The 12,266-nt window shown below is 34.9% G+C and carries 8 protein-coding genes; all 8 read right to left on the bottom strand.

Features of this window, described 5'->3' with window-relative positions:
* Positions 1-1,392: 1,392 nt before the first annotated feature.
* Positions 1,393-2,505: a hypothetical protein gene (locus tag BLQ00_RS16660; protein WP_093145454.1), complete on the bottom strand. Its 1,113-nt coding sequence runs from the start codon at positions 2,503-2,505 to the stop codon at positions 1,393-1,395.
* The gene (locus BLQ00_RS16655) at positions 2,505-4,277 is read right to left on the bottom strand and encodes a restriction system-associated AAA family ATPase (RefSeq protein ID WP_093145453.1); all 1,773 of its coding nucleotides are present in this window, start codon (positions 4,275-4,277) and stop codon (positions 2,505-2,507) included. Before BLQ00_RS16655 ends, BLQ00_RS16660 begins: the two co-directional genes overlap by 1 nt.
* Positions 4,258-5,946 (bottom strand): restriction endonuclease subunit S, encoded by a 1,689-nt coding sequence (locus BLQ00_RS16650; protein ID WP_093145452.1) that lies wholly within the window; start codon positions 5,944-5,946, stop codon positions 4,258-4,260. The genes BLQ00_RS16655 and BLQ00_RS16650 overlap by 20 nt, the downstream gene beginning before the upstream one ends.
* Complete coding sequence (locus tag BLQ00_RS16645) at positions 5,946-7,580, bottom strand: type I restriction-modification system subunit M (protein WP_093145451.1); 1,635 nt, start codon at positions 7,578-7,580, stop codon at positions 5,946-5,948. The genes BLQ00_RS16650 and BLQ00_RS16645 overlap by 1 nt, the downstream gene beginning before the upstream one ends.
* Complete coding sequence (locus BLQ00_RS16640; protein ID WP_093145450.1) at positions 7,581-10,376, bottom strand: type I restriction endonuclease subunit R; 2,796 nt, start codon at positions 10,374-10,376, stop codon at positions 7,581-7,583.
* Between the two features lies 1 nt (position 10,377).
* Positions 10,378-10,572, bottom strand: coding sequence for a helix-turn-helix domain-containing protein (locus BLQ00_RS16635; protein ID WP_093145449.1), 195 nt, complete (start codon positions 10,570-10,572; stop codon positions 10,378-10,380).
* 417 nt (positions 10,573-10,989) lie between these two features.
* The gene (locus tag BLQ00_RS16630; RefSeq protein ID WP_093145448.1) at positions 10,990-11,532 is read right to left on the bottom strand and encodes a hypothetical protein; all 543 of its coding nucleotides are present in this window, start codon (positions 11,530-11,532) and stop codon (positions 10,990-10,992) included.
* Positions 11,529-11,972, bottom strand: a complete 444-nt coding sequence (locus BLQ00_RS16625; protein ID WP_217629438.1) for a DUF4145 domain-containing protein — start codon at positions 11,970-11,972, stop codon at positions 11,529-11,531. The genes BLQ00_RS16630 and BLQ00_RS16625 overlap by 4 nt, the downstream gene beginning before the upstream one ends.
* Positions 11,973-12,266 lie beyond the last annotated feature (294 nt).

Here is a 12,266-nt window from a genome sequence, read left to right as displayed (position 1 = left end):
AACTTGCCGTCAATATTATCAATAAAAAAATATTTACGATATATTTGGTTAAAAGTTCTTTCATTCTTGAATTCGGCAATTACTGCCAACGGGTTTGTATAATAATTGTAGCGCTTGGCGCAGTGTGCGGCTTGAAGCGGCGACACCTTTTCGGTTCCTTATTTAATTCCAATTATTCGGAGCTGCGTGAGAATCGGAAAGACAAGCGTTACGTATTGTTCCGATGACTAAAATAGTAATTTTTAAGTACTAAACATTCTGTTATTATGGAAAAGCTATGATTATTGATGCATTGTTGGCTGCAGTTTATCTTTCAGTTGAACTTTTTATGCTTTTTATCATAATAAATTGAAATTAAATTTAGAGGTAACGAAATCAAAAGTGCGTAAGTTCCAAATGAAGGAAAGTAATTTTCTATTGATCTTGAAATCCAAAGTATTGATAATAAAAAGTAAATTCCTGAAGTAATTGTCAAGGCTACAGAGATTCCTAAATATCCGGATTTATTATAACGTTCAAGTTTTAATATGTTTAAAATTATTAATGGAGTTATGTATAGAAATATTTCAAGTCCTGAGAAATAAAAAATGTATCCCCATTTTTGATGGTCAGGACTCAAGACTTTAGAATAGGGCAGGATGATTAATAAGCATATTAAAACAATAAAGATTATTCGAATAGTTTTATTCATTTGAAGCTGTTAATATGAGTTTTCAGATATTATAGATATTACAGCATAAAAATATATTATTACAATAGGAATATTAAGAGTAATTAGCAAAATTGAAATCAGACATTGTTTTCTGTTTGTGTTTTTTTGAAAAAGCTTAATTATTAACCCAATCAAATAGATACTATTCAAAAAACAAGCTAATAAAACATAGAAAAGTCCGATATATGCTATTCCAATTGACTTAAATGAATAGAATAGAGCAAAAAGTATAGTTCCAATTAAAAATGAACTTATAGATATGATTCTACTAATCAGAATTAGGTCAATTCTATTTATCTTTTTCTGATTAATATTTAAAGTGAACATCTTGTAAATTGTGTGTTATTGATTGCTGCCAACGGGTTAGTATAATAATCGTTGCGTTTGGCGCAGCGCGATGCTGGCAGCGGCTACGAGTTCAAACTACACTTCTTAGTTCCAATTATTCAGAGCCGCGTGAGACTCAGAAAGGCAAGCGAGTTCAAGTTTTCAGAAACCAATATAGTTAAATATTTGCAATCAATTTATTTCTAGTTACCTCAAGAGCAATGATTAGTATACGTTGTTGTGTTTTCGTGCTTTATTTTCTTTTCTTTTTTCAGCGTTGGGGCAGACATACTCTTTGACAAGTTTTGGCTCGTGCGGTTGGCTTTTGAGCGACTTGGCAATGTGTATGGATGCTAGGTGCTGGCATTGAGTATTCCTTTGTCTCTACATTCAGTTAAAAATTGTGCTTTTAAAAAACCATAATTAGAGAGCTTATTCCTTCCAGCTTCCCGTAATTTCAAATCAACCCACTTTGCAAAATCCGTTACTCCCATTTCCTTTGCATTTTCAAAGCCATCTACCACCGCATTAAACCATTCGAGTCCTTCATTCTTGTTGCAGCATAAAGCCTTGTATCTTTCTTCAATTCCAAATACACGTTTCCAAGATTCAATCTGTTCTTCATTACCAGCTGATTTAATTTCAAGTGTAATGTCCGTAGGTTTTAGATTTTTAATGTCCTTTGATGTTAGTTCAACTTTAATTTCTAATTCTGGATGATTTTCAGAATAAGGATAGAAAGCCAATTGTCGGTTGTTTTCTTTTTTTAGAGGGTCAATTTTTTTATAGTCCTCATATATAGGGTCATCTGTCAACTTATAAGTTGAGTTACATTCATGACACATTGGAGCAAGGTTTTTGAAATTCAATGCGTTGAATGGATATAGGCCTTTGGGTAAATAATGGTCATAAGCTTCACGATAAGAATGGTTATTCCCTTTGATTGGAAGAATGCCACAAAAAGGACAAACCTCTTCATTATTATCAGTCATGAAAGCCTCATAATGGCTTGGGATTAGTTTTTTATTGAGTTGTCCGAAAGCATCAAGATTAAATGGACTTTCTGTGCCATATAGTTTGGAATAGAAATCGTTAATGGCTTTTTCAAGGTCAGAATACCTTGCCTTTATTTCAGCATAACTAATCGGTAACTTGGATTTGTCATTACATAGAACCTCAACATTGTTGTTGGCGTCATAAAGATCAATTAACTCAAGTTTAAACTTATCATCTTTAATTTTCTCGAATTCTGAATAAATCTGTTCAATAGAACTATTGAAAAAATTTCCCCATTTAAAATCGGCATTACCAAAATCAATATAAATCTGCTTTAAATCTGGATTACCATTCAACTTTTCAGCATCAAAATCACCTTCTGCGACCAACCAAACATCATAAAATAAGAAGTCCAAAAAGCCTTGAAGCTTTTCTATATCATGTTTTATGTATTTGTAGGTAAATAGCATTACTTCTTCTCTATTTGGTCAAGTATTTCATTGATAAAAAGAACACGTTCTACTGATTCCCCAATTTCAATTTTCACTCGCTTGAGAACTGCTTCTTTGTCTTCGGAAGTCTCAAGTTCCTTTCTGAATTCTTCAATTTTACTATTGGCATAAGCTCCAATTGTGTCGGGTTTATCGTAAACTTTGATAGTTATTTTATTCACTGAAGAGCCCAAAGTTTGAAAGTCAGGAAAACGGTTGGTTACTTTCTTAGTCTCCTGATCTTTTTCGAAAATATGAACATACTTTGATTCGCTGTCAGACACTAAGTAAGGGGAGTGTGTCGTAATCAACATCTCTCGCATGACACCTGATGAATGAGAAAAGCAGTGTCTTAGGTTTGAGATGAATTTAGCTTTCCAGTCGGGGTTGAAATGTGTCTCTGGTTCGTCAAGTAGGAAAAGAGCATTTTCGTTTTTGAAAAGTAAACACAAGCCTAATGAATGAAGGAATTGATGTTCTCCGTCAGACAACTCTTTTGTAAAAAGCGATTTTTCTATACCCTTTTTTTTTATCCAAAGGTTTTTGAAACGCAGCACTCTATCATCTTCTAATGGATTTGGATAGATGTCATGATTGATGAAAATATTTTTCGACTCATAGACTCGCTTCTTATCTTCTTCTGAAACGGCATAGGCATTCAATTCCAACATCAATTGGAATAGCTGAAACAATTGCAGTGGCTTCTCAGAAAAATGGAATCTAAAGGCCTCTTTAGTGGCAGGTGTTACTTTGTAATCAAGAATCAAATATTCACGACCATCTTCGTCATTTTCTTGCTCAATGTATCGGTGTTCAAAGCTAGTAGCACATTTCTTTAGAACCTCTATACTTTTCTTGAGGTTTGAAGTGAGTTCGGTTAAATGACGTTTTTCGTCATGGAGTTCTTCAATCGTAATTTCTTTGTCTCGCAATATCTCCTCGTGCAATTCTAAATACCGATCTTGACAGATAATCAACCTAAATTCATCAATATCCTCTATTTCCACGTTCTCCAAAAAAGGAGACAAAGCGGCATCTTGAGAATCTGGGTTATGCAAAAGAAGATTTGCCAATAATATGGCTTGACTAAACTCTTTATCTAAATACACAAGCCTACCTTCAGGTATTGGAGGATAACCATAAGGCTCTTCAAACCTCAATTTATCTGCATATTCATCAAAATGTAGAAATCTGGTTTTAAAGAAAGGAAGACTTAATAATTCGTTTTCTCCGGAAGAGTAACCTAAAACATATTTTGGAAGTAATAGCTGTACCGTCTTTTTATCCAAATCATCTGATTTGGTTGAATAATCCGATATGTTTAGCCATTTTACCTCAGGCTTATGGCCAACCTCTTTTACAATAAGGATATGAGCCTTAATTTCATTTATTGGTGTTTTAGGTAATTCACTAATGGGTTTATTCATAAGTGAAATCGGAATATCTATGAAATACTCTAATTCATAAGCATCAACCACACCAATTGTATTGTCAAACCCTCTTTCATTATCCTCATCCTTTAGAAAACCATCTGGCAAGTAATCATTATACATGCAATCCAAATGATAGAAAATGTTGGCTAAGGCTTCAAGAATGTTTGATTTACCACTTCCATTTCTGCCAGCTAGAATATTGGGATTAAACTCATGGGCATGTTTATAATCAAAATCACGAAGAAAGTAGATTTCAAATCCTTGCTGCAAAGACCTAAAACCAACCTCTTGATTTATTTTAAGCCTTATAAGTTTCATCTGTCAATTGTAGTTTAACTGTTTTGTCTTTTTCATCAAAAACCTGATTCAACAATGGTTTCTTAGCGCCTAAGAATCTGAAAATTATATATTTCCAATTTTCATAAGTAAACTCAAATCCCGAGCCTCTAAGAATGTATTTTCTTGCATAAGCTTCTAATTCGTTAAGAGAAAAAGTTCTATTAGAAAACCCGTCTTTCAAAATGAATTGATAAAAAAAATCTTTGTCCATAAAACCAAACTCTATGTGTTCGTCTTCTTCGCTTTGAACATCAGGAAGTAATCCTAAAAACTGTCTGATATTAATGTCTCGAATATCTCTTTCCCTGTTTAATGGAATTTCACCTTCAGGTAACTTATGCTCAAAAGATTCTAACATCTTCTCAAACTCTTCGTCAGAAATATCTCTACTATTATCATCTATTTCTGCTTTTTCTTGTTTGTTATCTTCCATATCTGAAATATCTACTTTACTTAAATCCAATTCACCCTTAAATGCACGTTGGCTTAGACTGCCATAAAGGTTTTCGAGCTCCACTAAACTCTCATTTAACTGTTGTTTTATTAAGTCCATTTTTTCAACCTTATTCGAAAATTCATTTTGAATTTCAATTGGTGGAAATAGGAGAGGCAAGGATTTTACGGCACCTTTAGTTATTGATTTGGTTACAGCGCCTTGTACGTTTGATTGAATTACATGCTTGCCATAATTAGTCGAAAAGTAATGATATAGATAGGCTGTATTGATGCTTTTTAATCTAATAACAAGTTGATTTAGCCCCAATGAGACAGGCCTGTTTAATTTTGGCATAATCCAAAATTCCCCTGCACTACCTATTTTATTCATTATAATTTCGCCTCCATATATTTTAGATTTGGAGAAAAATTCATAGGTCTCTTTCGAAAAGTACTTTACCTTATTTACAAAGTCATTTGACTTTAAATTTGTGGTTCGTACCATTAATGCATAATTCTCTTCATCATGCATGACCAAATTTTTTGAAATTTTTGCATTACTGCCATTTGACCCGATATCTCCTATATATTCTATGTGGTCGTTAAACTTTTTAAGTTGCCAGCCCTTTGGGTTTATTCCTGGATCTCCGAACATCTCTAAAAAGGTAGATTTCACCAATTCATCCAAAAAGTTAATACTGTCTCTACGCTTTTGGATTAAAGCTTCACATTTAGAGAGAATTTTAACAATGCGTTTTTGGTCATCTGTTGATTTTGGGAATCTGATTTTTACGGCCCTTAATGACTTATTATTTAAAATCGGTACGACAGCATTTGTAGTGTGCTTTTTTAATGCCGTTTTATTGCTTTTGAGCCAGTAATACAAGTATTCAAAATAAACTTCACTATTAGTTATAACTCCTGTAATTTGCTGATTTGTACATGATTCTTTACTTGTTATTCCAAGTTTTCCGATATCTCCAATTGCTCCAATTAGAACAGTGTTTTTAGGGAGAATTGAAACTACTTTGTCATCAATCGCTTCTTTTGTAACTGTTCTTTTTGAATCGGTTAAATACTTTTTTTGATCTAAATCTCCGGGAGTATACCAATACACATCACCATTGTAATATTGACTTTTTTTTGAAGGAGGAGTTTTACCCGTTTTTATCAAGTACTCAATTTCTCCAATTGTTTTCTCTACAAACTCCATTACAATAATTCTTTTAAACTTTGAAGTTCAGTAAGAATTTCATTTTCCAAACCACCATTGCCGTCTTTACCTATTAATTTTTCCAAAATAGATTCAGTCTTTTCGTACACGGTTTCTTCAAAAACCTCATTCCTATATTTAGAGTAGCTCAGATCATAATCAGTTTCTATTATTTCCTTTTTTGGGACAAAGAAGTATTTTCCTTCTCGTTCATTTTCTTTTTGGGCATCTCTATTTTTGAATTGAGTGATGATATCTTGTAAATCACCGTAACCCTCCTGTTTGCTGCGTTTGTCGTCTAAGGCATATCCATCTGATTCCATGTCATAAAACCAAACGTTTTCAGTTTCGCCTCCTTTTGTGAAAATAAGTAGGGCAGTGCTCACACCTGCATAAGGTTTGAATACACCACTAGGTGCAGTAACAACCGCTTTCAATTCAGATTGCTCAATCATCAGCTTTCTAGCTTCCACAAAAGCACTACCTGTGCCAAACAATACACCTTGTGGTACCACAATTCCAGCAGTACCGCCCATTTTGAGCATATTGAAAATACGCTCTACGAAAAGGAGTTCTGTTTTAGTGGTCTTCAGTTGTAGCTCTTCATGAATATCTCCTTTGTCAATGTTACCTGTAAATGGAGGATTGGCTAAAACCACATCATATTCGGAAGTTTCGTGATAGCTTTTGCTAAGGGTGTCTTTGTAATCAATTTGAGGATTGTCAATTCCATGCATCATAAGGTTCATCAAGCCCAAACGAACCATGGTAGAGTCTATATCATAACCATATAAACTCTTATCCAGAATTTCTTTTACTTCCTCTGTAAGCAAAGCACTTTTGCTGTTGCGAATAAACCCATCTTCATCAGGTTTCCGTTGGTCTTTTTCTTTGTCTAGTTGGGTAATCATATATTGATATGCACCCAACAAAAAACCGCCTGTTCCACAAGCAGGGTCAGCTACTTTTTGCCCCAATTTTGGGTCAACCAAATCCACTAATAGTTTAATAATGTGCCTTGGTGTTCTAAACTGTCCATTCTTTCCAGCAGAGGCAATTTCGCTTAATAAGTATTCATATACATCACCTTGAATGTCCTGAAAATCTTGTCCTTTTTCACTGGAATCTTTTTCCATCTCCTCAAAAATTTCATCAATTGAAGCAATAGCTTCCTTTAAAAGAGATGGTTTTGGAATGATAAACACAGCATTTACCATATGCTTTGCGAAAAGAGAATCATCTTCTTCCAAGTCTTTTAGAAATGGAAACACATAGCGTTGAATGTATGCGAGCATTTCATCAGACGGCTTTCTTTTGAATTGACTCCACCTCAATGTATGTTTATCAACTCCTTTAGTTTTCTCAATTTCTGCAATCTCTTCTGCTGTTGCATCAGCTTTTGGACGATCTTCTGGAAGCAGATATATCCCTTCGAACTTTGAAGTATAAGGATCACCTGAAAATTCGCTTCTTGACAATTCTTCTAAATCGTTTTCATCCAACTTTTTCATGAAAAGCAGATATGTGATTTGTTCGATTGCCGTTAAGGGATTGGAAATACCTCCGCTCCAGAATTTTTGCCAGAGGTCATCAATCTTGCTTTTGATGGTGTTGTTATTACTTAGTAAACTCATTTATGCTGCGAATTTTTCTGTTAATGTTAATAGCTCTTTTATTTCCATTGGCGAGAAAATACCTCTCACGCCTTTTGGATGAATAATTGTAAAAGGAGCTTGTATCAAGTCTCTCTTCTCAATATTTCCTCTTTCGATTATATAGTCACGCATCAAGTTTAAAAACTCAATTTGTCGAGTTGATAATTGCGTATGTTCCTGAATAAATTGCTGAACTGCTTTGCTCACTTGGTTATCAAAACTTTCAAGTATTTCTATGCCCAAAATGTGTTTAATGAACTGAATGAATTTCGCTTTCTGATGCTTATAGACTTTGCGAAGCAATGATTCAGTAATGTGAGGGTCTTCTTCATGAAGCTCTTCTGCAAGTGAATTCGATTCCTCTTCAGTTATTGGCTCACCAGCTTTAATTTTTTGTAGAATTGGGTTTCGTTCCGTTAATTCAGCAACTTTTGCTTCTACCATTTCACGGTATTTTGAAATGCTCACAGCTTCATTTTGAGGACCAAACTCTACCATTTCTTTTGTTTGGATCACATCAGAAAGATTCAATTTAGCTGGGCCATCAGAAGTAATCTGTTGCTCTCTAAATTTTATCAGAGGTGAAATAGTCTCTGCTATTTCATCAAAACCTGCATCTTCAATAACAGACCAAAAATGGTTTGATAAAACTTGTTTGATGAACGAAGTATGCCGTGCCACAATATTGACAGATAAAGGAAGTTCGCTCACCTGATTAATTATGTTCTCTTTCAGTGTGTCAAACTTTTCAGTTTCCTCAGACAAGTGGGCAAGAGATGTTTCTAGAACATCTTTCTTGAATCTCATTGCTTTGAAATCAGATTGGGAAATAGTCCTGAATAATGGCTTAATCGTGTGCCTTAGGAATTCGATTTTTTCATGTGTTAAATGATTCCAAAAAGTATCATCTTCTACTTTGGCTAAATCAGGTTTGCAATCTTGAATAACTACAGATTTTTTAGGTAACTCAGAAATCTGTGTTCTAAGTAGTCCAATTTCTTTGTTGGATATATCCTCTCTACTTTTATCCAAAGCCTTTTCAATTTTATCAATTCTAAAGCCAACAAATCTGACAGGTAGAGGAATTTGAGCTTTAAGTTCTTTGCCTTTTGGATTCAGTTTGAAATATTCAAAATTGTCCCAGCAATCCATGATGAGGAAAACATCTTTTTCGGGACACCAAGGTTTTATTTTGGTTGGTTCCAATAGTCTTGTCCCACGACCAATCATCTGCCAGAATTTAGTGTATGAGAAAACTGGTTTTACAAATACAAGATTTACCAATTCCCGCACGTCAATTCCAGTATCAAGCATATCAACGCTAACCGCAACTCGGGGCATGTCATTATGTGTGAATTGGTGTAAAAGACCGCCTTTGCCATAAACTCTAGGGTCATCAGATACCATGACTTTGGCTAATTCTCCATGATATTCTGGATATAGTGCGTTGAAAATTTGTTCAATACGTCTTGCGTGTGCTTTTGTAGAACAGAAGAAAATTGTTTTTCCAGGAAGTACACCATTCGGGTCTTTGATGCATTCCTCCATAAACTCTTTTACGATAGTGACATTGGTTCCTTTGTTTATTACGGACTTTTCCAAGTCAGTTCCCTCAAAATTGATTTCAGCAACTTCTTTTCCTTCCAAAATCAAGCTTTTTTGATCTTCAAGACTAATAGTCCGTTTGCTTATTCCTTCTTCTTGAAACTTGGTTTTAATTTTCATTACTTGAAAATTACTCAAGTAAGGAGGTATGTTATTTACGGCTTCTTCATAAGAGTATGCGAATGTTGGAAGCCCATCTTCACATTCAAAAAGCTTAAAGGTATTATGGTCAATTACGTCAGTTGGTGTAGCAGTTAGTCCAAGGGTAATCGTATTGAAGTAGTCTAAAACTTCTTGATAGGTATTATAAATTGAGCGATGACTTTCGTCTACTACAATCAAATCAAAAAAGTGAGGAGATAAACTATTCTCTTCATCCCTTATGATATTGAGCATTGTGGGGTACGTGGTGACATAAATTCGTCTATCCTTAGCAATGGATTTTTCACCAACTTTAGGCCATCTTGGTTCATTTGGTAAATGTTCTTTGAACGCATCTAATCCTTGGTTACGCAAAGCAATTCTGTCAACTAGAAACAAAACACGTTCAGCCCATCCAGCCCTCATTAAGGAATCTACAAGTGCTATACAAGTACGGGTTTTACCGGTTCCCGTAGCCATTACCAAAAGAAATTTACTTTTCTTCTTTTCGATAGCTTCCATTACGGAACGAATGGCTTGAATTTGATAATCTCTTCCTGCTATGTCAGTATTTATTAGTTCTGAGGCAAGAGGTTTTCTATTTCTGCGGATATACTCGTATCGTTCAAGATCATCTCTTGTTGGGAAACCAATTACTTTTTTGGGTGGATAATTTCCCAAATCCCAAAAGAATATTTCGTGTCCATTTGTATAAAAGCAGAAGGGAAGTTCACCGCCATGTTCCTTTTGTATGTTATGACAGTATTGTTTAGCCTGTTCCTTTCCAATGTTTGCGTCAACACTGGCTTTTTTAGCTTCAACTACGGCAAGTGGTTTTCCATTTTTCCCAAGTAAAACGTAATCAGAGAATTGATGCCCTTGATAGGGTGTAAGAGGCTCACTAACTCCATCAGGTAGATCGACTTTTATATCAAATTCTGAAATGACTTGAGTTTGGTCATTGATATTCCACCCAGCTTCTTGAAGCTGTTTGTCAATTATTTCTTTTCTAGTTTGAGCCTCATTCATATTAACTCTTATTTGAGACTATCAAGTCCTTTATATCGACATCTAAGATGTTTGCAATTTCATTCAGTATTTCCAAGCGAGGTTGCTGTCTGTTTTGGACATAACCATTCACCATGTTGTAACTCTTCCCCAGTTTTTCAGCCAGCCAAGTCTGCTTAATCCCTTTCTCTTCGAGTACTTCCTTTATTCGGTTCATTTCCGTCTAAATTTATACAGCCAAGATAGTATTTTAATCTTATTTATCTCGTTTTTCAATATAAAAACCGTTCGAATTATTCTCGTCCTACGAGCGTGGGGAGATTTTAGCTCTTTTGGTTTTTCAGTGTCGGCAAAGAGCGTTGGCAAAAACCAAATGTGCTAAAATGTGCGGTTGGTTCTTTTTCGCATGAAACACAACGAGTTTGTATAATAATTGTAGCGCTTGGCGCAGTGTGCGGCTTGAAGCGGCGACACCTTTTCAGTTCCTTATTTAGTTCCAATTATTCGGAGCTGCGTGAGAATCAGAAAGGCAAGCGTAACGTTGTTTATCAGAAACCAATATAGTTAAATATTTGCAATCAATTTGCTTCTAGTTTCGCAAGAGCTATGATTAGTATACAGTGTTGTGCAAAGTTTAAACTTGTTCTGCTTGTTCAAGATTGTCCAAAACTAACGACATAATATCAGAAGCCATTTTAATCAACTCCTTGTTTCTAGTATATTGGGGTTCATTAAGCTCTATTTTCCTACCATGGAATAGATTATCTCTGATTTGCTTGCCGATTGTCAACAATGCTTCAAAAGAACTTTTATTCCAATTATCAGCAATTTCTATTTCTTCATCAGTACCCGGAAATTGTTCTTCAAAGAGTTCAGATAGGAACCTTAGAAAGTAAGTTGCTCGTAGGACAGTAATTGTTGGTTCGAAGTCATTGTTCGAGTTTCCGACTGGAGGATAAAATGCAATTTTGCGGGCAATCTCTTTTATTCCTTCAATATTCCAATAAAACACTCCAAATTCATTGCTGAATTTCGCAATTTGATTTTTGGCATTATAACGATCATGCCAATAAGCTTCTAACCATTCATAATGTTCATGTAAGCTTAATCTAATCTGACGATTATCTTCATCTAAAGCAAGTTTTTCGCGAAATAGTCTTATTTCAGTTGATTTCATTTCTTTTTGTCTCTATTCTGAATGCCTTCTATTTTATTCGCTGGAAGAGTTGAATATATACCACTTACCTGATTAGGCAAGGCAATTAAGTATTCAACAATTACATTTATCAATCCGAAAAGTTTATTCACAACTACAATATCATCCGTATCTATTTGACCTGGATGAACAGCGTCATTACCAATTACTCTAACTGAATCGAGAGATTGCTGTACGATTAACGGCAATCCGTTTTGAACAAGACTTTTAATGTCAGAATCGATATTCTTTCCAGATTCTCCTAACTCTTTACACAAAATTTGAAGAGATAATCTGAGAAGCGCTGCTGCACCTCTTGGAGAATTATTGGAGATAGACGCAGCTTCCAAATATATTTTCTTGACGGATTTTGGCATTTCGGTATTAGGAAATGGAGCGTTGCCTACCTGAGGATAAATCATGTCTTCTCTTAACCATAAAGATGAATCATGACAATGTTGACAATTACCGGATGCTAATATGTTTCTATTGCCATCCATGTAACTATCAAACTTCATGTCAGCTGACTTCCAATCTTGTTTAGATAGAACACCACAATGTGGACAGGTAAATGATTCTAGATATACTTGAGGTTGAATGTATTTCATTTCAATAAATTTTGCACAACGGGTTTGTATAACGATTGTTGCGTTTGGCGAAGCGCGCTGAGGGCAGCAGCGACAAGTTCAAACTTCACTTCTTAGTTCCAAATTATT

It is taken from the genome of Ulvibacter litoralis, assembly GCF_900102055.1.
Classification (GTDB): Bacteria; Bacteroidota; Bacteroidia; order Flavobacteriales; family Flavobacteriaceae; genus Ulvibacter; species Ulvibacter litoralis.
This window is presented reverse-complemented; position numbering and strand designations above follow the sequence as displayed.

Bases quoted from the DNA above. Each gene is read 5' to 3' on its own strand.
- BLQ00_RS16630 (WP_093145448.1), bottom strand. From the start codon at position 11,532: ATGAAATCAACTGAAATAAGACTATTTCGCGAAAAACTTGCTTTAGAT.
- BLQ00_RS16645 (WP_093145451.1), bottom strand. From the start codon at position 7,580: ATGAGTTTACTAAGTAATAACAACACCATCAAAAGCAAGATTGATGAC.
- BLQ00_RS16640 (WP_093145450.1), bottom strand. From the start codon at position 10,376: ATGAATGAGGCTCAAACTAGAAAAGAAATAATTGACAAACAGCTTCAA.
- BLQ00_RS16625 (WP_217629438.1), bottom strand. From the start codon at position 11,972: ATGATTTATCCTCAGGTAGGCAACGCTCCATTTCCTAATACCGAAATG.
- BLQ00_RS16650 (WP_093145452.1), bottom strand. From the start codon at position 5,946: ATGGAGTTTGTAGAGAAAACAATTGGAGAAATTGAGTACTTGATAAAA.
- BLQ00_RS16655 (WP_093145453.1), bottom strand. From the start codon at position 4,277: ATGAAACTTATAAGGCTTAAAATAAATCAAGAGGTTGGTTTTAGGTCT.
- BLQ00_RS16660 (WP_093145454.1), bottom strand. From the start codon at position 2,505: ATGCTATTTACCTACAAATACATAAAACATGATATAGAAAAGCTTCAA.
- BLQ00_RS16635 (WP_093145449.1), bottom strand. From the start codon at position 10,572: ATGAACCGAATAAAGGAAGTACTCGAAGAGAAAGGGATTAAGCAGACT.